Origin of the sequence: Streptomyces sp. WMMB 714 (assembly GCF_900090125.1) — a bacterium.
Classification (GTDB): Bacteria; Actinomycetota; Actinomycetes; order Streptomycetales; family Streptomycetaceae; genus Streptomyces; species Streptomyces daqingensis.
In genome coordinates this window covers 210470-231825 of sequence record NZ_FMHJ01000011.1, presented here as the reverse complement: position 1 = coordinate 231825, position 21356 = coordinate 210470, and the positions used below count along the sequence as shown (strand labels likewise).

The following is a 21356-nucleotide window of genomic DNA, read 5'->3' as shown; positions in this document are numbered from 1 at the left end:
GACCCGCCGGCCCGTCACGCGAGGGCCGGTTCGCGGGTGAGGCATGACGGGGGAGGAGCCGGACGCCCAGGCGTCCGGCCCCTCCGCCCTGGCCCACGGGCTCGGGGACGTACGCCCGCCCCGGAAGCGCGAACGCCCGGTCAGGCACCGCGCGTACGGCTGAGGCGCTGCGCGTACACAGGGTGACGGCGGGTCAACGCGCGGAGACTCGCGGCCGGCCGAGCTGTGCTCAGCGAGTGCCGATCTGCGACAGCAGGTCGACGATCCGGGTCTGGACCTGGTCGCTCGTCGCACGCTCCGCGAGGAAGAGCACCGTCTCCCCCGTCGTCAGCCGCGGCAGCTCGGCCGGGTGCATCCCGGCCGACGTGTAGACGACGAACGGCGTGCGGCTGAGCAGCCCGTTGGACCGGAGCCAGTCGATGAGACCGGCACGCCGCTGATGCACCTGCATCAGGTCCGTCACGACCAGGTTGGGCCGCACCTGCCCGGCGATGCCCACCGCGTCCGTGTCCGTCGCGGCATGGGCGACCTGGATGCCGCGCCGCTCCAGGGACGACGCGAGAGCACCCGCGACGGCGGGCCGCTCCTCGATCAGCATCACCCGCGGCGGATGCTGCTCGCTGTCGCGCGGGGCGAGAGCCTTCAGCAGCACCGCGGGGTCGGCTCCGTACGCGGCCTCACGCGTCGCCTGCCCGAGCCCTGCCGTGACGAGCACCGGCACCTCGGCGGCCACCGCGGCGGTCCGGAGGGACTGCAGAGCCGTACGCGTGATCGGCCCGGTGAGCGGGTCGACGAACAGCGCGGCCGGATAGGACGAGATCTGCGCGTCCACCTCCTCGCGCGAGTGCACGAGAACGGGACGGTAGCCGCGGGCGGAGAGCGCCTGCTGGGTCGACGGGTCCGGTTCGGGCCACACCAGCAGCCGGCGCGGATTGTCCAGCGGCTCCGGCGGCAGCTCGTCGTCGGCGGGCTGCGGCGGAACGGGCACGCCCCGGCCGTCGCTCATCTCCACGGGACTGTTCGGGCCGTCCAGCGGTTCGGGCCCCTCGGCCGCGCCCGCGGCAGGCGCCTCGATCGTGAACTCGCGGGCAGGAGGCGGCGCGGCGGGGGCCGCCTGAGCCTGCGCACCCGCCCGGCCCTGCGTCGCGGGCCGTCCCGCCGGCTGCTGCGCACCGGGCTGACCGCCCGGCTGCGGTGCGTTCGGCTGCGGTGCGCCCTGTTGTGGCGTGCCCGGCTGCGGCGTGCCCGGCTGCTGCGGCGATCCCTGCTGCGGGGGAGCGGCGAGCTTGCGCCGCCTGCCGGACCCGGGCGTCGACGGGGTGGTCGGTATGGCCGTCGGCGGCGCCGACGTCGCCATCGGGGACGGCCCCGACGGGCCGAAGGAGTAGGCACCTGTGTGGTCGCCGCCGCCGTAGGTGAAGGGCACGCCCTGTCCGAGCGTCCGCACCTGGTGGTGTCCCGTCTCGTACGGCGACTGCCCGCCGTCGGGGAAGCTGGGCGCACCGGGCATCGGCGGGCCCTGCGGCTGCGGGGGGTCCGGCGGCAGCGGGCCGCCCCCGAGAATCGGGCTGGCCGCGACCACCGAAAGGTCCACGGGCTGCGGCGCGGGCTCCGGCTCCGGCGCCTGCTCCTCCTGCACGGGCTGGGGTTGCTGCATGCCGTTCGCGGCGGCGGGGGCGGCGCCGTTCGTGCCGGCGGCCGCGTTCGCCGCTGCCGCGCCGTTCGCTCCCGCCGGGTCCGGAACCTGGGCGCCCGCCGGTACGGGCGCTGACGCCCGCCCCTGGTCCGCTGCCTGCGCGAATCCGGGCTGCGTCTGCCCCGGCGGCGCCGCGAACTGCACGCCCTGCGGGACCGCTTCCCCCTCCGCCTGCGCGGGCTGCACCGGCGCGCCGGGCTGCTGCCCGTTCTGCGCGACGGGGACGTCCTGGCCCTGCGCGCCCGCTTCCGCACCGGCGCCGCGGCCCTGCGCCTGGGCACGGGCGAGCCGCCGCGCTCTCCTGCCGCCGGAAGTCCCCCCGGAACCGGCCGGTTTCGCACCGCCGTCCGCGGCCTCGGCCCCGGCCTGAGCGGGAGCGGCGTCCGGCTGCTGCCCGGGCGGAGCCTGCACCGGGCGGCGGGCACGCCGTCCCGTACCCGGCTGAGCCTGGGCCTGCGGTTGGGCGGCCTGCACACCGGGCTGGACGGGCTGCCCCTCCGCGGGGGCGCCCTGCACGCCCGCACCGTCCGTAGCGCCGCCCGCGGGCGGCGCGAGCGCACGCCGCGAGGGCCGGGCCGCACCGCCCTGCTGGGCCGGAACGGCTCCGGCTTCCGAACCCGCGTCGCCCGGCGGCGGCTGCTCCTGCTGCGCCGCCTCGGCCGGGCTCGGACGTCCGCGCCGTCTGCCCGTGGGCGGCTGCCCGTTCTGGCCCTGCGACTGCCCCTGGGGCTGCTGCGCCTGGAACTGGCTGGGGATTCCGGCCGCGGGCGCGCTGCCGGAGACGTCCCCCGACCCGGTCCAGGCACCTGCCGCGGGCGCCTGCGCCCCCGTCATCGCGCCCTCCGAACCGCGCACGGGCTGCGCGGGCACCGGCATCACCGTCGTCTCGTTCTCCCGCCCCTCGCGAGGACGGGAGCCGGCACCGTTGGTGCTGCCCTCGCCGGAGCCGGCGGTCTCCTGGCCCGCGGTGCTCTCCGCGGAGACCGGCACCTCCAGGACGTACGCGTTGCCGCCCGAGCCGGGCACCTCATGCGTCTGCAGCACGCCGCCGTGCCGCCGCACGATCCCCCGCACGATCGGCTCGTGCACGGGATTGCCGCCGCTGTACGGGCCGCGCACCTCGATCCGCACGACGTCGCCGCGCTGCGCCGCCGCCACCACGATCGTCGAGTCCATACCCGCCGTCGCCGCCGGGGCGTTGCCGGTCGCGTCGACCCCCGCCACGTCTGCGATCAGATGGGCCAGCGCCGTCGCCAGCTGCCCGCCGTCGACCTCGGCCTCTATCGGCGGGGCGTGGACCGCGAACTGCGCGCGTCCCGGGCCGATCAGCTCGACCGCGCCCTCGACGCCGTTCGCCACCACCCCGTCCAGCGAGATCGTCTCGCGGCGCAGCTTCTCCTGACCCGCGTCGAGACGCTGGTAGGCGAGCACGTTGTCCACGAGCGTCGTCATACGCGCGTAGCCCGCCGCCAGGTGGTGCAGGATCTGGTTGGCCTCCGGCCAGAGCTGGCCCGCGGGATCGGCGGCCAGCCCCGCCAGCTCGTCCCGGAGCTGGTCGAGCGGCTTGCGCAGCGACTCCTGCAGGACGGCCAGCAACTGCTCATGGCGTCCGGCCAGCGACTCGACGGCTCGGCGGTCGCTGAAGGTCACGACCGCGCCGACCAGCTGCTCCCCGTCGCGCACGGGGGCCGTCGTGATGTCGACGGGCACGGCCTGGCCGCTCTTCGCCCACATCACCTGCCCGGCCCGCACCCTGTGCTTGCGGCCGGACCTGAGCGTGTCGTGGAGGGTCGTCTCCTCGTACGGAAGCGGATTGCCGTCCGGACGCGAGTGCAGCACCAGCGGATGGAGCTCCTTGCCGCCGAGGTCGCCGGCCCGGTAGCCCAGGATCTGCGCCGCCGCCGGGTTGACCAGGACGATCCGCCCCTCGGTGTCCACGCCCACGACACCCTCCGACGCGGCGCGCAGGATCATCTCCGTCTGGCGCTGCTGGCGGGCGAGTTCGGCCTCGGTGTCGAGGGTGCCGGTGAGATCGCGGACGACGAGCATCAGCAGCTCGTCGCCTGTGTACGAGTTGCCGGAACCCGGCCCGTGGTCGGCGAACGCGGCCTCGAACGCGGAGGCGTACGGCGTGCGGCCGTCCTCGAGGTTGGCGCTCGTGACCTCGACGGGGAACTCGGTGCCGTCGGTGCGCCTGGCCACCATGCGGGTGGGACGCTGGCGCTCCTGCAGCTCGGCTGCGGCCTCGTCCGGCCTGCGCATCGAACCCGGGATCCGCTTCGAATCGAACTCGGGCAGCAGATCGAGCAGCCCTCGCCCCACCAGTGCGGTGCCGGGGGTCTCGAAGGCTTCCAGCGCGATGGTGTTCGCGTTCACCACCGTGCCGTTGCAGTTGACCAGCAGCAACGCATCGGGCAGCGCATCGAGTATGGCGGCGAGACGAGCAGCGCCTCGGGATGGCCTGCTGCTCACGACGACGTTCCCTTCTGATAACCACGGTGCCGACGACCAGCCGCACGATCCCGTCCGGTCCGGTCACGGCTGCCAGTGTGCCGCTGATCCCGGCCGTATCACTAGGGGGGAGTCTACGGGCAGGAGCCCCCGGAAGTCGGGGGAAGCGGAGGAGTCAGGTCCCCGGAACCCCCGGAATATGGGGGCTCCGGTCCCCTCCTGAGGGGTTTCCGGGCATATCTGCGAGGCCGCTGTGGACCTGTGTACGCCCCTTGACCGCCAGGGGTGAGATGACCCACCCGGCACTCCCCGCGCCACCGCCGCCCCGCCCCCCCCGCACGGGGCGACGCGCACCGGACACCGGCTCTCGCGGCGGGTGACCGCGGGCCTCCGGGGAGTGCCACGGACGGGGTGCTACCGGCTGCGGGCCGCCGGCTGCCTCTCGCCGGACCGGGACCGACCGTGACCGGTCGCGACGGCTTGGGCTGACGGCGACCGGCCACACCGGGGGACCAGCCGGAGCGGCGGGGCCGGCCGGACGGGGCGCCCCGGACGGAGGGAGCGGTGCCGGGTGGATCTCGCGCGGGGGCGCACGCGCCGGGGCGGATGCCGCCGTGCCGCCGGGACTTGGGGGCGGCGCGGGCAGCGGGAGCGAGGTGCGGGACCCGTCCTCCTCCGCCGGACCGGACGGCCAACGGGCGGATAGTTCCCGGTCATCGGCGGGACGGTGCCGCCAATCGCTTTGCCCGGCGGGCCCGGAACCGAGTACGGTGGGGGCCGATTGGAGACAGCCCACCGGGCTGTGCCATCATCTGCACACACCGCTCACTTCTGTCGGGCGGGTGTCGGGAGGCTTCGCCTAGTCTGGTCTATGGCGCCGCACTGCTAATGCGGTTTGGGGATAACCCCCCATCGAGGGTTCAAATCCCTCAGCCTCCGCTTCCGATCTCCAAGATCGCCGAAACCCCGGCTCTCGCGGCCGGGGTTTCCGTGTGTTTCGGCGAGGGTGCCGGGAGTGGACTTCTCGCAGGTCAGCAGGGGTGCGGGGAACTGATTTCACCTCTGGGCAGGGGTGATGTAATGTTGTTCCCGCAACGCCGCCCCGGTTGATCAACAGCCGGAAGGCCAAGCGCTCGTAGCTTAACGGATAGAGCATCTGACTACGGATCAGAAGGTTGCAGGTTCGAATCCTGCCGAGCGCGCAGCAGGATAACTGCAAAGTCCAAGGTCAAGGCCCTGATTCACTACGTGAGTCGGGGCCTTCGTCGTTGCTCTCACGACCCCATCTCTCACGGGCTCTCACACTCTCAGTTGATCGGGCTCCGCTGAGGAGCCGGGGCGACGACGTAGCCCAACGCCTCGTAGCCCTCCCCGGCGGTCAGCCGCCCCTCGCTTGATGTCGGTGGAACGTCTTGAGCGCAGCCACCAGGACACCGGCAGGGGCAGCACCCGCTCACCGGCGGCGGTCTTGGTGTCCTTCTCGATGACCTCGCCCGCCACCAGCGTGCGCGTGAACCACGGACAGTGTGCCCGCCTTCAGATCCACGGCAGACCAGCGCAAGCCCACCACCTCGGCCGGGCGCAGACGATCAGTGACAGCAGCGTGACCGCGTTCAGCCGTTCACCGGCGACACGGGCGAGGAACGTGCGCACCTCGTCCTCATCCCACGGCTTGACTGGACGCTTCAGCACTCCGGGGGCGAGCCAGCCAAGTACCAGGGTACTGAGCTGTCATTGCCGCTACTCATCGAAGCGGCAGTTCAGCGAGCATCACGGCGTACTTGGGGGAGTCGGGGAAGGGCTGGCGCTCCCCGACCTTTCGGAAGCTCCACCGTTCGTACAGGGCTTGGACCCTGGGGTGGGTGGTGTCCACCAGAAGGACCGTCAGGTCTTCGTCCCGGCCATCGAGCAGGGAGCGGGTCAGCCGCTCGGCTGCGCCGGTCTTGCGCCACTTCTCGCGAACCATCAGTTCCGAGAAGGAGAACGTAGCCGTGCGCTCCGGCGCCGTCTCCAGGTGCTCCCGCCACCACTCCCGGCCGTCTCTCGCCGGGGCGCCGTAGGCGAAGCCCACGGGCTCGTCCCCGTCGTACGCGATGACGCAGGCGAAGCCGGGCATGCCGCCCCAGTGGTCCACGAACCAGGGGAACTTCTGCCGGAACTCGTCGTCATCCATCCGATCGGCGTGCACGTCCGCGTGCACGCCGATCAACGTCTGCCGAATGTCCGGCAGGTCGTCGTGACTGAAGTGACGCAGCTCCAGGGCATCTGCTGTGTTCAAGCTCGGCTCCATTCGGTTCGGTATCGGTCGCCCCACTCCCGCGCGGCCGAAGCGTCCGGCGCGAGCGTGAGCAGATCACGGTAGAAGTCCCCGAGACGAGACCGCATCCGGCCCGGAATGGGATCGCCGTCCATCAGGGAGAACGCGGTGTCGGCGGACGCACACGCCTGCTCGATGTCGTGCTGGTGAAGCTGGGCGGTGGCCAGTTGAGCGGTCGCCAGGGCGCGATTTCTGCGGAAGCGCTCGGGGATCGCAGTGAGAGCCCGGTGTGAGGCGGCCTCCGCCTCGGCGGCGTCTCCGATGCGCCCCCGCACGATCGCGGTGATGGCCAGCAACTCGGCCGGGCCGTAGAAAGCGATCCAGCTCGGACGAGGGGCGTCCAAGTCGGCCTTGGCCAGCGCCTCCTGAGCGTGCCCCAGGGAGCGCAGAGCGGCCTGCCGGTCACCGCAGTTGGAATGGCCCACGGCTGTCCGTGCGTGTGCGAGGGACGCGAACAGGGGGTCCCGGCGGGTGATCGTGGTCGCCTGCGCGGCCTGGCCGGAGTCCACGGCCTCGCTGTGGCGGAGCTGCTGGCGGGCCAGCATCGCGTGCGCGTTCCATACGCGCATCTCCGCCGTGGAGTCCTTCGCCATGCCCGCGAGGTAGAGGGCGCGGTTCAGGTGTCCACGGGCACGTTCCGACTGGTGCGCGTCCACCGCCGACCATGCGGCTGTGGACGTGTACTCGGCGGCCACGGCGAAGAGGCGCTGGCGGATGCGCTGGGAAGCCGCCTGCTTCTGCTTCCCCAGGGCATCAGCGGCGCCTGCCAGGGCGGCCCGCTCCAGGGCCTCGTGGCCGCCTCTGGAGGCGTCCAGGGCCGTCAGGGCGTCCAGGCCGGAGCGCAGCCGGATCACGTCAGTGGTGCCGACGGCGTGGGGGCGCGCGGCGACCAAGGGCACGGCCGCGGTAGCGGTAGCGGTGACAAAGTTCCTACGCCGCACGGGGTCCTCCGAGGTGCTGCTGGAGTCACTTCGGGCCGCCGGAGAGGCGAATCCCAGTTCTGCGGCGGCACACCCGAATACTGCCTCCAGCGCCTCCCGTTGCGGGGGGTGCGGCCAGCGGGTTTTTCCGGTCAGCCAGTGACGCACGGTGCGGTCACTGACGGTGCCCTCGCGGCCGAGGGAGCGCAGGTAGGCGTTCACGGCCTCGGCCAACTCCGCTTGAGTCAGTTCGGCTTCGCGCAGCGCGCCTGCCAGTGCCTCGTTACCCTCCACACCGTCAAGGTAGCCAGGCAGCGCGGTTCCGACGCCTCAACAGCCCCGTAATTTCCGGTTGTCGGCGATGCACGCGAGCCGGACTTTTCCTCACGGGCAGTCACAACCCGTCGTTGAGTGGTGCACAGGCCGTCGTGACCAACGCGACGGCCGGTACCGCTCACACCACCGACGAGGGTCTGTGATGACCGTGCCCGCCACTGCCCGCCCGACCGGAGTCCCTGGATACAGCGAGACGCTGCCACGTGCGCCGGAGAGCGTGGCCACAGCCCGCCGGCTCGTGCGCACAGCCCTGGCCACGTGGCGGCTGGAGCAATTGAGCGACAGTGCCGCGCTGGTGGTCTCCGAGCTGGTGACCAACGCCGTGCAGCACGCACGGAGCAGCGCTATCCGGGTCGTCGTCACACGTCCCGGCCCCGCGTCCGTCCACGTCGCGGTGGTGGACAAGTCCCGCGTGGCGCCCGTTCCTTGCCGCGCGTCAGAGGACGACGAAGGCGGTCGTGGGCTGGCCTTGGTCGAGCTGCTGGCCGACAAGTGGGGGGCTGACCCGCTGCCGTGGGGGAAGCGGGTCTGGGCGGAGCTGGTGGCGTCGTGAAGTGCATCCGTTGTGAGGCGCGGGGCGTTGTGCTCGTCCATCAGGTCGACGCCGGGAACATGCAGGGCGAGCGCTCCGGCCCCCGCACCGGCAACGTATACGCCTGCCGCCCGCACGCTCGTGAGATCGCTGCCTTGCCGGGCTCCTGGCCGTGGCTCGCCCGAGAGGCGGGAGACGAGCGGTGAAGCAGCGCCTTGCGTTCCTGCTCTGGTGGCGCTGTGCGTCGTCCGTAGTCGTGTGGGAGGTCTGGCGGCCGCAGCCGACCCTCTGAGACCGGCCCCGGCCGTCCGTTCCTCCCCCGTGACCGGATGGCTGGGGCCTCACCTGCCCGCGAACGTCGTCAGAGCCTTCCGGGCTTCCTTGAGGTAGCGGTCCAGCTCCTCCCTGGACCTCGTGCGTGTAGTCATCGCCGAAACTGACCGGGCGTCCATCGATGTGGGTGTCCCGGCCACCACGCTCCCAGGCGAACGCTTGGTGATGCAGTTCGTCGAAGGCTTTCACCGTCCCGTTGGCGGCCTTACAGACCGCCTTGGGGCCTTTCAAGCTCACCGCTACGTGCCTTCCCGAGGCCCCCGGTGTGCAGCCGGACGCCGAGTCGCGGCGCGGTCCGGCTATCGCTTGCCGTAGGTGCGGCGGAGGGCGAGGAGTTCGGCCACGGCTTCGAGCCAGCGGGCGCAGGTCTCCTCGGCGTCCGGGCCACCGGCGACGTCCGAGGCCGACCGCAGCCAGGACCGGACCTGGGCGGCGGCCTCCTCGCCGGGGACCGGTTCCGTCAGGTCCGCCGCGTACCGGACGCCCCCGCCGCGGACGATCTTCGCGACGAACGCGACGGCCCGCGGCTGGACGCCGAGCCGGTCGAGGCGGACGGCGGCGCAGACGGCTCCGTCGCCGAAGAGCGCCGTGCGGTGGGCTCCGGTGAAGGAGAGGCCGTAGCGCAGCATGGCCGCCGGGTCGAGTGCGGCGAGTTCGTCGTCGGTGCGGTCCGGGGGCGTCGGGGTGGTGCTCATGGCTGCCTCAACTGGGATAGCACGGAGGTCACTTCACGGTGACCTTGTAGGTGTGGTAGCGGCCGCGTTCGTCCGCGCCGGGGGTGGGGCTGCCGCTGGGCACGGGTGAGGGGGAGATCTCGCCGCCGGCGTCGCCTCCTCCGGCGCAGCCCAGCGAGGGGCACTCCAGGAGTCGGATCTCGGTGGTGCCTTTGCCGACGGCCTTGAAGTCGAAGTAGTGGGTGGCGCTCTGGCCGCCGTCGTTGTCGCTCCCGTCGGTCTCCTCGCGGTCGCCGGTGCTGCGTACGACGTCCTTGTCGGGTGCGGGGGAAGCGAGGTACCAGTCCTCCCCCATGGCGGCTTCGACGGGGACGGAGAGCGTGAACTCCTCGCCGTTGTCCACCTGGAGGTTCTTCTCGTCCTGCCCGTAGGTGTCCTGGCCGCACCCGGTGAGGAGCGCGGTCAGCACGAGGGGGAGCGCGGGCAGGGCGAGTCGCTTGGTCACGGTGCGCATGGCGGTCGTCGATTCACTCGGCGGGAAGGTGGACGGCGTAGGCGTCGGGCAGGTCCTGGTCCGAGGCTTTGCCCATGCGCCCGTTGACGAAGTCGTCCTCGCTGACCCAGGTCGTGGTGCCCCACGGGTTGTAGATCTGCAGCTTGTCCCCCTCCTGGCCGACCACCATCATCGCGTGGCCGCTCCGTTCGCCGTCGGAGTACCCCTCGACGCCGATGGGGACGGGCTTGCCCTCCGCGACCGCCTTCTCGATGTCCGGCAGCACGTCGCGCCGGGCGTCGGCGCTGCGCGTCTCCTGGAAGTCGTACTCGCTGCCGGTGTGGGGGCTGATCTCCTTGTTGACGACCTCCGTCTTGCCGTCGTTGTCCATGCCGGAGGGTGTGTCGGAGAACCAGTGCTCGTAGTTGCCGTCGCCCTCGTCGTGGACGCGCATCTGCTCGTCGCCGAGGCGTTCGCGGAAGGCGGCCGGGTCGTCCTCCTGGCCGGAGGGGCCGCCGGTCAGTTCCAGGGCGTAGACGGGGTCGACCATGGCGCGGGCCGTGACGGTGGAGGACGGCACGCACGTGTTCCCGTCCTGCGACCATCTCTCCGTACCGAACCGCTGCTCGTCGGTGTTGCGGTTCGAGCCGTCGGTGTTGAGTCCTTCGTCGGCCTTGCTGTCGCTCGCGGTGGTGACGGGAGTGAGGTGCTGCTGGAGCCAGGCGGGGTCCTTGCCGTGGATCTTGTCCCGGAACTCGGAGACCTCGCCCAGGCTGTACCCGGCGGCGAGGGCCTTGACGAGGTAGGCGCGTTCCTGGGGGGTCTTGGCGTCGGCGAGCATCCGCTCGTACTTCGCCTGGTCGGCGTCGCTCATCTTCTCCAGGCGACGGCCCGAGCGTTCGAGGTCGTTGGCCGAGAGCAGCTCGTTCTGCTCCTGCGGCTGGCCGTCCGTGGCGATGTCGGCGAGGACGAGACGGTCCGCCGCGGATATCTCATCGGTCTTCATCCGGCCCGCACGGGCCTCCGAGGCGTACTTGTTGAGCTCGCGCGCGGCGGTGCGGGCGGCGTCGTCGGCCTGCGAGGCCGCCTTGTGCATGCCCCGTACGCCGTGCCCGGCCGTCTCCTGGGCGCGTTTGCGCTCCCTCTCCTCGGCGTCCTTCTCCACCATGTCGTCGAAGAAGCCGTCCTCTCCGCCGAGCATGGAGCGGGCCTCGCGGAGCTGCCTGCGTCCGGAGGAGTCCGCTGCCTGGGCCGAGGTGACGGCGTCGGCGAGGTCGAAGAGCGCCTTGGACGCCTTGCGGAACGCGACGTCCATCTGCTCGGCGGAACGGCCCGCGGCTCCGACCACTTCGGACGCTTTGGCGCCGGTGCTGCCCACCCAGACCGACGGCAGGCCCGACTTGGCGGCCTTCTCCACGCGCTCCTGCACGTCGCGGGCGTCGTCGGCCTGCCCCTTGTACCGCTTGGCGATGCTCTCGATGGTGCTGGGCGAGCCGACGGGCGGGGAGACCCCGAGGGCGTCGTCGATCGCTTCGATGAGGGAGTTCTTGTCGTCAGCTCCCGCTATGGACTTCACGTGTCCGGCGAGCTTCTCGCGGCGGTCTGTGGTGGATTCCTCGGCCATGCTTCGTTGCCCCGTGACGTGGTTCGGTGTGGACGGCGGTGACGCGGACGTGCGGCGCCGTGCGGCTGGGTGGACGTGCGACCGCATGCCGTTGTCCGCGTGCGGTGCGCTGCGGCTGCTGCGGTCGCCGGGCTGCGCCTGTTGCCGGGCTGCGGTGCCGCAGCTCGTCGGACAGCCGCGGTCAGCCGAAGTCGGCCAGGCCCGGCGGCGGTTCGCCCGGCGTCGGGCCGGTGGTGATCCCGGGGTGGTGGGCCGCCGGTGCCGGCATGGTGGTCACTCCGCCTGCCGCGGGGGCGGGCACCGCCGCAGGTGTGCCGCCGCCCGCCGCGGAGCGCAGGCCCAGTACGGCGTCGTCGTCGGCGCCTCTGTAGTTCTGCTTGGAGACGCGGACCTTGCCGGCGAGTTCGTGCAGCGCGGCTTCGAGGGTGCGGGCCTCGGCCTGCCAGGCGTCCGCGAACGCGTCGTACGCCGGGCCCGAGTCGGATCCGCCGAGGGCGTCGGGTGTGTAGCACATCTGGTCCTCGACGGCCTTGCGGATGCGGCCGACGTCGTCGCCCGCCCGGTCGAGCTTCCCGGCCTCCGCCGACATGCCGCTCGCGCGCACCTCGTACCCGGACATCGTCCGCCCCCCTTGCCCCCGGCCGGGTGCGGGTGACGCCCGGCTCCTCGGGCGGGGAGTCTACTCGCACCCGGTGCGGAGCCCGAGGTCAGGGGCCCCTCAACTACGCTGCGGGGCCCGGGTGTTGATTCTCCGCGGGCGGGCAGACGGGGGTCTGGGAGTCCGGATCACGGGCCGCGCAGGGGATTCCGCGGCAGGGCGGCGCGGCGTCCGGTGCACGGTGGCGGGAGGGGCCCGGGAGCCGGCGGGCGGAGCCGGATACGGATTCCGTACGTCCAACGGCTCGCAGCCGCACCGCAGTTCGTCCACAGAGTGAGACGGCGGAATCTTTCAGTGGTCGCACCACGGAAGGTACTGCCCGGTATCGCGCGGGTGTTCACGATTCGCGCCCTGAAAATTCTTCACCTGAGCAAGAAAGTGGCACTTGTTGCACGAACGGGGTTGTCGCGTACATGGCTGGTTGCTTCTACTGGCGGACGCACGGAATTCGTCTTCATCCGTGGAAGGAATCCCGATGTCCCGTCTCCCCCACAGCAGACGCGTCAAGCGCGGCCTGATCGCGCTCGCCGCCGTCGCCGGCTGCGCGCTGACCACCCTGGTCGCCGTCCCCGCGAGCGCGGCAGTGACCGGCGGCGAGAAGGCCGCGGACCCGGCGTCGTGCCCCGTCGCCGCCGAGATCAGCCAGGGATACCACGACGGTCACGACGGAGTCGACCTCGCTGCGCCCCTCGGTACGCCGATCTACGCGGCGGGCCCCGGGACCGTCACCGAGTCGGGCCCCGCCAGCGGCTACGGCCAGTGGATCCGCATCAAGCACTCCGACGGCGCCGTCACCGAGTACGGGCACATGAGCGAGCGCTTCGTGAACGTCGGCGACACCGTCACCGGCGGGCAGCACATCGCCAACGTCGGCAACGAAGGCCAGTCGACCGGCCCGCACCTCCACTTCGAGGTCCACCGCGACGGCGGCACGGGCTTCGGCGACGACCCGCTGGTCTACATGTCGGAGCGCGGCGTCAACCTGCCCTGCACGCCCTGACCGGCTGACCGTACGGGCCCTCGCGGTCCTCGGCGCCCGGTCCGCTCCCGGACGCCCCGCGAGGGAAGGGACGTGGAGCCGCCGCCTCCCCGGCGGCTCCGCGTCCCGGAACCGGAACCTCCGGCCTGACGGCGCCTCACAGGGCACCGCGAGCCCCGTCCGCACGACCCCGCACCACGCACGGCCCCGGCGGAGCCCCACCCGCCGGATCGCCGCCGACCGGGGCGTACCACCCCGCACGACCCTGGCACCGGCCGAGATCCGGTGCGCCGGCCGGTGCCAGGCGCTCGATCCCCCCACCACGTGCCGGACATGCAGAGAGGCAGCCAGACCCGATGAACTCACGCAAGAGACTTCTCGCCGTCACTGTCGGCGGCGCGCTCGCCGCCACGATGGCCGTCGTCGGACAGAGCGCCACCGCCGCGCCCTCCGACAGCGAGCCGACCATGGGCAAGGCATTCAGCGACGCGGCCGAGGAGTTCGACGTGCCGCGCGACCTCCTCGTCTCGGTCGGCTACGCGGAGACCCACCTGGACGGGCACAAGGGCGAGCCCAGCCAGGACAACGGCTTCGGCGTCATGCACCTCGTCGACAACCCCGAGCGCCAGACGCTCGACCAGGCCGCGAAGCTCACCGACGAGTCGGTCGCGGACCTGAAGAAGAACGACGCCGCCAACATCCGCGGCGGTGCCGCCGTCCTGCGCGCCTTCGCCGACAAGGCCGGGCTCAAGGCGGCCGACCGCGAGCGCATCGAGGCCTGGTACCCGGCGGTCGCCGCCTACGGCGGTGCCGACAGCGCCTCCCTCAAGCGCCTCTACGCGGACGCCGCGTACGACTTCGTGAAGAAGGGCCTCCCCGCGAAGGCGAAGGTCGACATGTCCGGGCAGAAGGTCACGCCCGAGCGCGGCAAGCTCGCCGACGCCAAGGCCCCCGGCGTCGGCACCAAGAGCGAGGACTACCCGCCGGCCATCTGGAACCCCGCCAACGCGGCCAACTACAACACCGGCCGTGACGCGGCGATCTCCCAGGTCGTCGTCCACGTCACGCAGGGCGCCTACGCGGGCACCATCAGCTGGTTCCAGAACCCCGAGGCCCAGGTCAGCGCCCATTACGTGGTGCGTTCGTCCGACGGCGAGATCACGCAGATGGTGCGCGACGCCGACACCGCGTGGCACGCCCGGGGCGGCAACGCCTCCGCCATCGGCATCGAGCACGAGGGCTTCGTCGACGACCCGTCGTGGTTCACCGACGCCATGTACCGCGCGTCGGGCGCCCTGACGAAGCACCTGTGCGACAAGCACGGCATCCCGAAGGACCGGGCCCACATCGTCGGGCACAACGAGGTCCCCGGCAACGACCACACCGACCCGGGTCCGAACTGGAACTGGGACACGTACATGGGGTACGTCAACGGCTGACGCAGACGGGGTGATGCCGAAGAACGGAGTTACAGACGAACGGGAGTGAAACACGGTGGCCCGGTCCTCTTCAGGACCGGGCCACCGCGCGTTCGTGCCGGGGAGTACCGGGGAGTTCCGGGGGATGCCGGGGGATGCCGAGGAGCACCGCCCGCCCCGGCGCCGCGCACGCACGGGACGGCGCGGCGCCGGGGCGGGCGGTGCTCACTCCAGGTCGGGCAGCTCCTCGCCCTGCACGGCCTGCACGTCAAGCTCGATCCTGAGCGTGGTGCCGATGGCGGCGATGCCGGCGGCGAGGATCTGGTTGTAGTTCATCGCGAAGTCCTCACGCTGGAGTTCCGCCGTCGCGCGGAAAGCGGCACGGGTGCCGCCCCACGGGTCGGGCCCGTATCCCAGGTACGTCAGGTCCAGCGCCACGTCCCGTACGACGCCGTGCATGGCCAGCCAGCCGTGCACCGTCCAGCGGTCGGTGCCGGAGGGTTCGACGGCGTGGCTGCGGTAGGTGAGCTGGGGGTGCTTCTCGACGTTCAGGAAGTCCTCGGAGCGCAGGTGGGCGTCGCGTATGCGGTTGCCCGTCTCGATGCTGTCGCCCTCGATGACGGCCTCGACGTAGGACTTCTCCGGGTCCTCGTCGATCTCGACCCGGCCGCTGAACTTCGTGAACCGGCCGTGGACGCTGGAGATGCCCAGATGCTGCGCGGTCGCGCCGATCGTGGAGTGCACGGGGTCGATCGTCCACGGGCCGGGCGGCGGCAGTTCGGTACCGCCCTGCCGTACCAGCGTCAGCGTCCCCAGCTCGGCCCGTCCCGACGCGGTGACCAGGGCCGTGGCGGCGGCCGGCGCGTAGCCGAGCGCGGTCGCGATCACCGTGTAGGGGCCCGGGGGGAGCGGCTCGTCGCTCTGGGCGAAGCCGTCCGTGTCCGCTTCCGCGCGGAGCACCTGCACACCTGTCATGTCGGTCACGGTCAGCACGGCGTGCTGCACCGGCCACCCCTCGCGGGTCTGGATCTGCGCCCGTACGCCTGCGCCTGCCATCTTCCGATTCGCTCCTTCTCGCTCAGGCCCGGTCTTGCGGCCCATGACAGGCCCCCGGCACCGGGGACGGCACGCCGTCCCCCGCCCGCCGCCCAGTGTTCCTGCTGCCCGTGGGTAACGGGAGGTGCGGTGCCGGGCTTCTTCGTGCAGGTCGCCGCGTGATCCGCGTTCGCCGCGCGGCGGCCCGCATGCGTCACTCGTCGGGGTGGTGCAGCTCGATGTCGTAGTCGTCCGCACCCTGGCCGTGGACGTTCAGAGCGGTCGCCACCGGCGGGTAGCCGCTGGCGATGACCGAGTAGTCCCCGGCGTCCAGGTCGGTGAACCCGTACGCGCCGTCCTCCGCCGTCGTGGCGGTGGCGACGACGTTGCCCGCCGCGTCGATGAGCGTCACCCGCGCGTCGGGCAGCGGGCGCCGGTCGGCCCCGGCCCTGATGACGCCCTGCACGCGGGCGCCGGCGGCCAGTTCGAGGTCGATCCTGGTCACGCCCTGGGTCTCGACCTCGACGGGGCGCGCGATCGGCCGGTAGCCGGGCGCGTTGACGGCGATCGTGAAGGTTCCCGGCACGAGTTCGTCGAAGTTGAACTCGCCCCGCTCGCCCGTACGCCCGGTCGCCAGCACCTCGCCCCTGGCGTCGGTGACGACCACCATCGCGTTCCGCACGGGCTGCCCGTCGCCGGTGCTGCGGACGCGTCCGGCGAGTCCGCTGGTCGACGCCAGCAGGATGTCGTGCCGCAGGGGCTCCTCGCCCACGGTCACCGTCGACGCCTGCGGAGTGTGGCCCTCGGCGGCCGCGATCAGCACGTAGCTGCCGGGACCGGGGGTGTCCACGCCGTACCTGCCGTCCATCCGCGCCACGGCCCGCCCGAGCTGGCTGCCGCTCAGCGAGATCAGCGTCACGGCGGCCCTGGAGACGCCGGAACCGTCCAGGTTGCGGATGGTGCCGCGGATCGAGTGCTGCGAGTTGCCCGACAGCTCGCTCTCCGGGGCCTCCTGGGCGGACGGCGGAGCCTGCATGTCCTGGGTCCGCTGGACGCCCGCCTGCTGCAGGGCGTGCTGCGCGGCGGTGTCGGTGGCGGCCGGTCCGGGCAGTACGCCGTCGGCAGCCTGCTGCTCCAGGCCGGAGGTCGTCTTCAGCGGCACCTCCTTGATGAGCAGCACCAGGAAGAGGCTCACCAGCGCGACGGGCGCGGCGTACAGGTAGATGTCGCCGATGGCGTGCCCGTAGGCGCCCTCGATCACCTGCCGTATCGGGCGGGGGAGTTCGGAGAGGTCGGGGATCTCGCTGCCGGCGCCGCCCGTGGGTCCGCCGTGCTTGATGCCGAGCTTGTCCAGGCCCTCGTTCACGTGGTCCGAGATGCGGTGGGACAGCACCGCGCCCAGCACGGAGACGCCCACCGCACCGCCGAGGGAGCGGAAGAAGTTGACCGCCGAGCTGGCTGCGCCGAGGTCCGCCGTGTCCACCTGGTTCTGGGTGGCGAGGACGAGGTTCTGCATCATCATGCCGACGCCGATGCCGAGCATGCCCATGAAGCAGGCCATGTGCCAGTAGACGGTGTCGTGCCGCAGGGTGCCCAGCAGGCCGAGGCCCGCGGTCAGCAGCACGCCGCCGGAGCAGAGCCACAGCTTCCACTTGCCCGTGCGGCTGATGACCTGTCCGGAGACGGTCGTCGAGAGGAACATGCCGACGATCATGGGGATCGTCATGACACCGGCCATCGTCGGCGACTCGCCGCGCGCCAGCTGGAAGTACTGGCTGAGGAAGACCGTCGCGCCGAACATCGAGATGCCGACGAACATCGAGGCCGCCGAGCTCAGCGCGATCGTCCGGTTCTTCAGCAGCCGCAGCGGAATGATCGGCTCGGAGGCCTTCGCCTCGACGAGCAGGAACAGCAGCGCCAGTGCGACGGAGCCGCCCACCATGCTGTAGCTCTGCCACGACAGCCAGTCGTACTTGTCGCCGGCGAAGGTCACCCAGATCAGCAGCAGCGAGGCGGCGGCCGCGACGAAGAAGGCACCGAGCCAGTCGATCTTCACCTGGCGCTTGGCCCTGGGCAGCCGCAGCGTGGCCTGGAGCACGACCAGCGCGATGACGGCGAAGGGTATGCCGACGTAGAAGCACCAGCGCCAGCCGAGCCAGCTCGTGTCCGTGATGACGCCGCCGAGCAGCGGGCCGCTGACCATCGCGACGGCGAAGGTCGCACCGATGTAGCCGGTGTAGCGGCCGCGTTCGCGCGGGGAGATCATCGCGGCGATCACGGTCTGCACGAGAGCCGTGATGCCGCCCATGCCTATGCCCTGTACGGCGCGCGCGGCGATCAGCAGGTTGGTGTCCTGCGAGAAGCCGGCGGTGGCGGACGCCAGGACGAAGATGACGATGGCGGTCTGCAGCAGGGCCTTCTTGCTGAACAGGTCCGCGAGCTTGCCCCACAGAGGCGTCGTCGCGGTCATCGTCAGCAGGGACGCCGTCACCACCCAGGTGTAGGCGCTCTGTCCGCCGCCCAGCTCCGCGACGATCTTCGGGAGGGCGTTGGCGACGATCGTCGACGACAGGATGGCGACGAACATGCCGAGCAGCAGCCCGGACAGCGCCTCCATGATCTGCCGGTGCGTCATGGGTGCGGCACCACCGGAGGCGTGCGCGGGCGCCGGCGACGCGTGCCCGGCTCCGCCTCCGGCGCCGGCTCCGTGCACACCGGAAGGTGTGGTCGTGGCCATTCGTTTCCTTACTTCGTGCTCGGTGCGGTGCGGTGGTCTATGGAGTGTCCTCGGGGGCGGGGCGGGATGCACGGCTGTCGCCGAAGCTTTGGCGAAGACGCTCAAGCATTCCGTTCAGTCCCGCGATCTCCTCGTCGGTCCAGTCGTGGAGGAAGGTCTCCAGGGTCTCCGTGGTGGCCTCGGCGAGGACGTCCAGCTGCCGGCGGCCCGGTCCGGTGAGGCGCAGCAGCCGCGATCTGCCGTCCAGGGGGTCGGGGTGGCGTTCGACCCAGCCCCGTTCCTCGATGTGCGAGACGTGTCGGCTGGTCACCGACATGTCGACGGCCATGAGTTCGGAAAGGCGGCCTATCCGCATCTCTCCGTACTTGTGGAGAAGGGTCAGGGCCGCAGCGGAGGCCGGCGGGCAGTCCGGCGGCAATCCTCGCGCCATCTCTCGCCTCACGGCGCCTATGCCGCTAAGGTGCCGGGCCAGTTCCTCGTAGCTACTGCGTGCAGCTCGCGCAGCCATCTCACCCCCTCCTTATTGTTGCTCAAGGCAACCATAGTCCATTAGTTGCCGTACGCAAATTGAATGAGGGAAACGGAATCAAAGAATCGGCAAAGCGCCGGTGGTGGAGGGCGGCGACGGGGGTGGATCTTCATGGTGGGGCGGGGGCTGACGGCCCTTCCCCGCGTTCGCTAGGGTCCTGCCTCATGGCACACAACCCGCATGCACCGCAGGGCCCGGAGAACTCCCAGGATCCGGCCGGCAGCACGCAGATGTTCCGCGCCTTCGTCGAGGAGGAGGGCGGCCCCGGCGGAGCGCGGCGGTCCGCCCCTCAGGCGGCGTCGTCCGGCTCGCGGATGGGCGTCGTCTTCGGCATCGTCGCCGCAGCAGTGGTCGTCGGTGCCGCGATCTGGCTGGCCATGGCCTGACGGCCGGCGGGGCCGCACTTCACCGGCGCCCCTGCCGGGGGCGCTGCCACTGACGGTCAGCCGTCACCTTGGTCCGCGCGCCCGGGTCGCTGCCCACCGGCCCGCTGTCCATCGGGGCGCTGTTCATCGGATCGCTGTCCGCCGGACCGGTCCGGCTGCGGGCCCGCCCCCGGGCGTGCGCTCCGGCCGGCGTCCCGCTGGTGACGCTTGCTCACGCCGGCGCGTACGGAGGCCGCTCGGGGGTCTCCGCGCGCCGTGGCCGGCACGACCGCGGAGATCCGAAGGGCAGGCCCGAGGTCACTCCTCCGCGATCAGGCCCTCGCGCAGCTGCGCGAGCGTGCGCGTCAGCAGCCGGGAGACGTGCATCTGCGAGATGCCGACCTCCTCGCCGATCTGGGACTGCGTCATGTTGGCGAAGAAGCGCAGCATGATGATCTGGCGTTCGCGCGACGGCAGTTTGGCCAGCAGCGGCTTCAGCGACTCCCGGTACTCGACGCCCTCCAGCGCCGCGTCCTCGTAGCCGAGCCGGTCCGCGAGAGAGCCCTCGCCGCCGTCCTCCTCCGTGGAGGGGGAGTCCAGCGAGGAGGCCGTGTAGGCGTTGCCCACGGCCAGTCCGTCGACGACGTCCTCCTCGGAAACCCCGAGGGCCTGGGCGAGTTCGGGCACCGTCGGCGAGCGGTCCAGGCTCTGCGACAGCTCGTCGCTCGCCCTGGTGAGCGCCAGCCGCAGCTCCTGGAGGCGGCGGGGGACGCGCACCGACCAGGAGGTGTCGCGGAAGAAGCGCTTGATCTCGCCGACGACCGTCGGCATCGCGAACGTCGGGAACTCCACGCCGCGCTCGGCGTCGAACCGGTCGATGGCCTTGATCAGGCCGATCGTGCCGACCTGGACGATGTCCTCCATCGGCTCGTTGCGGCTGCGGAAGCGCGCCGCCGCGTACCGCACCAGCGGCAGGTTGAGCTCGATGAGGGTGTCCCGCACGTAGGTCCGCTCCGCGCTGTCCTTGCCGAGCGTGGCCAGCCGCAGGAAGAGGGCGCGGGAGAGGGTGCGCGTGTCGAGGGCGGTGTCCTCTGCGGGCGCCTCGGGGGCTCCCACGGCGTCGACGTCGCCGGTCGCGTTCGTGTTCTCGGTGAGCACCTTCGAGCTGCCCAGTTCTACGGACATGCCACCCCCTTGAGGTCGCGGACGGGTCGCAGCGGCACCCTCGTTCGAGGGAGGCACCTCCCCCTGCATACCGGAAGCGCCGTTGCGGCAAACGCAGCTCTTGCAGAATGTCACAAGTAGGCAACGCGACGTAGCCTCATGTCGATAAAACTGCACAGCGAAGGCAGTTGAGTCCTCGTTACGTACGCCTCTGCCCGGTTATGCCTCGATACGGTTCGCCGCGCGGAGCCGCGCGAAGCTTCGGGACAGAAGCCGCGATACGTGCATCTGGGACACACCCAGCTCGGCGCTGATCTGTGACTGCGTCAGGTTCCGGTAGTAGCGCAGCAGCAGGATCCGCTGCTCGCGCTCGGGGAGTTGGACGAGCAGGTGCCGGACCAGATCGCGGTGCTCGACCCCGTCCAGCTCCGGGTCCTCGTAGCCGAGCCGGTCCAGCAGCCCCGGCAGGCCGTCCTCGCGCTCCTGCGCCGCCTCCAACGACGTTGCGCGGTAGGAGCGTCCCGCCTCGATGCACGCCAGGACGTCCTCCTCGGCGAGCTTCAGCCGCTCCGCGATCTCGGCCGTGGTGGGCGAGCGCCCGAAGGCGGTGGTCAGGTCCTCCGTCGCGCTGCTGACCTGGACCCACATCTCGTGCAGCCGCCTGGGGACGTGCACGGTGCGGACGTTGTCGCGGAAGTAGCGCCTGATCTCGCCGATGATCGTCGGCATGGCGAAGGTCGGGAACTGCACTCCCCGCTCGGAGTCGAAGCGGTCGATGGCGTTGATGAGCCCGATGGTGCCGACCTGGACGACGTCCTCCATCGGCTCGTTGCGGCTGCGGAAGCGGGCTGCCACGTACCGCACCAGCGGCAGGTTCGCCTCGATGAGCGCGGTGCGCACCCGTTCATGGCCGGCGGTGCCGGGCTTCTGCCCGGCCAGCTGCTCGAAGAGCTCCTGGGTCAGCGCCCGGGCCTCCGCGCTGCGGCTCTCGCGGGTCTGGGTCGCCGCCACTCAGCCACCACCTATTCAAGGTCCGGGTCTGTTCGCTCGATGCATCGGCCAAAAGCGGTCATAGCATCACAAGACATGTGCAAC

The 21356-nt window shown here is 71.6% G+C and carries 15 protein-coding genes, 2 tRNA genes and 1 pseudogene; 6 read left to right on the top strand and 12 right to left on the bottom strand.

Features of this window, described 5'->3' with window-relative positions:
* Positions 1 to 229 precede the first annotated feature (229 nt).
* Complete coding sequence (locus H181DRAFT_RS20750) at positions 230 to 4168, bottom strand: PAS domain-containing protein (RefSeq protein WP_045866039.1); 3939 nt, start codon at positions 4166 to 4168, stop codon at positions 230 to 232.
* Between the two features lie 827 nt (positions 4169 to 4995).
* Between H181DRAFT_RS20750 and H181DRAFT_RS20745 the strand changes: the two genes are divergently transcribed.
* Positions 4996 to 5086, top strand: a tRNA-Ser gene (locus tag H181DRAFT_RS20745).
* A 190-nt stretch (positions 5087 to 5276) separates the two neighbouring features.
* Positions 5277 to 5349, top strand: a tRNA-Arg gene (locus H181DRAFT_RS20740).
* A gap of 542 nt (positions 5350 to 5891) precedes the next feature.
* Here H181DRAFT_RS20740 and H181DRAFT_RS20735 read toward each other — a convergent pair.
* Together H181DRAFT_RS20735 and H181DRAFT_RS20730 are read right to left on the bottom strand one after the other, a co-directional pair.
* Positions 5892 to 6437, bottom strand: coding sequence for a GNAT family N-acetyltransferase (locus tag H181DRAFT_RS20735; protein WP_045866038.1), 546 nt, complete (start codon positions 6435 to 6437; stop codon positions 5892 to 5894).
* Positions 6422 to 7678 (bottom strand): helix-turn-helix domain-containing protein, encoded by a 1257-nt coding sequence (locus tag H181DRAFT_RS20730; protein WP_045866037.1) that lies wholly within the window; start codon positions 7676 to 7678, stop codon positions 6422 to 6424. Before H181DRAFT_RS20730 ends, H181DRAFT_RS20735 begins: the two co-directional genes overlap by 16 nt.
* 259 nt (positions 7679 to 7937) lie before the next feature.
* Between H181DRAFT_RS20730 and H181DRAFT_RS20725 the strand changes: the two genes are divergently transcribed.
* Entirely contained in the window at positions 7938 to 8273 is a 336-nt protein-coding gene (locus H181DRAFT_RS20725; protein WP_368073279.1) for an ATP-binding protein, read from the top strand.
* A gap of 611 nt (positions 8274 to 8884) precedes the next feature.
* Here H181DRAFT_RS20725 and H181DRAFT_RS20715 read toward each other — a convergent pair.
* The 4 genes from H181DRAFT_RS20715 to H181DRAFT_RS20700 form a co-directional block, all read right to left on the bottom strand.
* Complete coding sequence (locus H181DRAFT_RS20715) at positions 8885 to 9280, bottom strand: hypothetical protein (protein WP_045866034.1); 396 nt, start codon at positions 9278 to 9280, stop codon at positions 8885 to 8887.
* Positions 9281 to 9308: 28 nt separating this feature from the next.
* A complete protein-coding gene (locus tag H181DRAFT_RS20710; RefSeq protein ID WP_158715457.1) occupies positions 9309 to 9764 on the bottom strand; it encodes a protease inhibitor I42 family protein in 456 nt (151 codons plus the stop codon).
* Between the two features lie 22 nt (positions 9765 to 9786).
* Positions 9787 to 11376, bottom strand: a complete 1590-nt coding sequence (locus tag H181DRAFT_RS20705) for a cysteine peptidase family C39 domain-containing protein (RefSeq protein WP_045866032.1) — start codon at positions 11374 to 11376, stop codon at positions 9787 to 9789.
* A gap of 181 nt (positions 11377 to 11557) precedes the next feature.
* Positions 11558 to 11995, bottom strand: coding sequence for a WXG100 family type VII secretion target (locus tag H181DRAFT_RS20700; RefSeq protein WP_052708668.1), 438 nt, complete (start codon positions 11993 to 11995; stop codon positions 11558 to 11560).
* Positions 11996 to 12509: 514 nt separating this feature from the next.
* On the opposite strand from H181DRAFT_RS20700, the gene H181DRAFT_RS20695 reads away from it, so the two are divergent.
* A complete protein-coding gene (locus H181DRAFT_RS20695; protein WP_045866031.1) occupies positions 12510 to 13034 on the top strand; it encodes a M23 family metallopeptidase in 525 nt (174 codons plus the stop codon).
* Between the two features lie 392 nt (positions 13035 to 13426).
* Positions 13427 to 14422: pseudogene (locus H181DRAFT_RS20690) on the top strand (N-acetylmuramoyl-L-alanine amidase); the annotation flags it as partial.
* A gap of 234 nt (positions 14423 to 14656) precedes the next feature.
* Here the strand turns inward: H181DRAFT_RS20690 and H181DRAFT_RS20685 are convergent.
* The 3 genes from H181DRAFT_RS20685 to H181DRAFT_RS20675 all read right to left on the bottom strand — a co-directional run bounded on the left by H181DRAFT_RS20685 (position 14657) and on the right by H181DRAFT_RS20675 (position 18711).
* Positions 14657 to 15487 (bottom strand): YceI family protein, encoded by an 831-nt coding sequence (locus tag H181DRAFT_RS20685; protein ID WP_045866029.1) that lies wholly within the window; start codon positions 15485 to 15487, stop codon positions 14657 to 14659.
* Positions 15488 to 15680: 193 nt separating this feature from the next.
* Positions 15681 to 18203, bottom strand: coding sequence for an MFS transporter (locus tag H181DRAFT_RS20680; protein WP_045866028.1), 2523 nt, complete (start codon positions 18201 to 18203; stop codon positions 15681 to 15683).
* A 37-nt stretch (positions 18204 to 18240) separates the two neighbouring features.
* Positions 18241 to 18711 carry a MarR family winged helix-turn-helix transcriptional regulator gene (locus H181DRAFT_RS20675; RefSeq protein ID WP_045866027.1) on the bottom strand — a complete coding sequence of 157 codons (471 nt, stop codon included), beginning with the start codon at positions 18709 to 18711 and terminating at the stop codon, positions 18241 to 18243.
* Positions 18712 to 18896: 185 nt separating this feature from the next.
* Between H181DRAFT_RS20675 and H181DRAFT_RS20670 the strand changes: the two genes are divergently transcribed.
* Complete coding sequence (locus H181DRAFT_RS20670; protein ID WP_045866026.1) at positions 18897 to 19118, top strand: hypothetical protein; 222 nt, start codon at positions 18897 to 18899, stop codon at positions 19116 to 19118.
* Between the two features lie 297 nt (positions 19119 to 19415).
* Here H181DRAFT_RS20670 and H181DRAFT_RS20665 read toward each other — a convergent pair whose 3' ends face one another.
* The gene (locus H181DRAFT_RS20665) at positions 19416 to 20282 is read right to left on the bottom strand and encodes an RNA polymerase sigma factor SigF (RefSeq protein ID WP_045866025.1); all 867 of its coding nucleotides are present in this window, start codon (positions 20280 to 20282) and stop codon (positions 19416 to 19418) included.
* 198 nt (positions 20283 to 20480) lie between these two features.
* Positions 20481 to 21272: an RNA polymerase sigma factor SigF gene (locus H181DRAFT_RS20660; protein ID WP_045866024.1), complete on the bottom strand. Its 792-nt coding sequence runs from the start codon at positions 21270 to 21272 to the stop codon at positions 20481 to 20483.
* Positions 21273 to 21356: the final 84 nt, after the last annotated feature.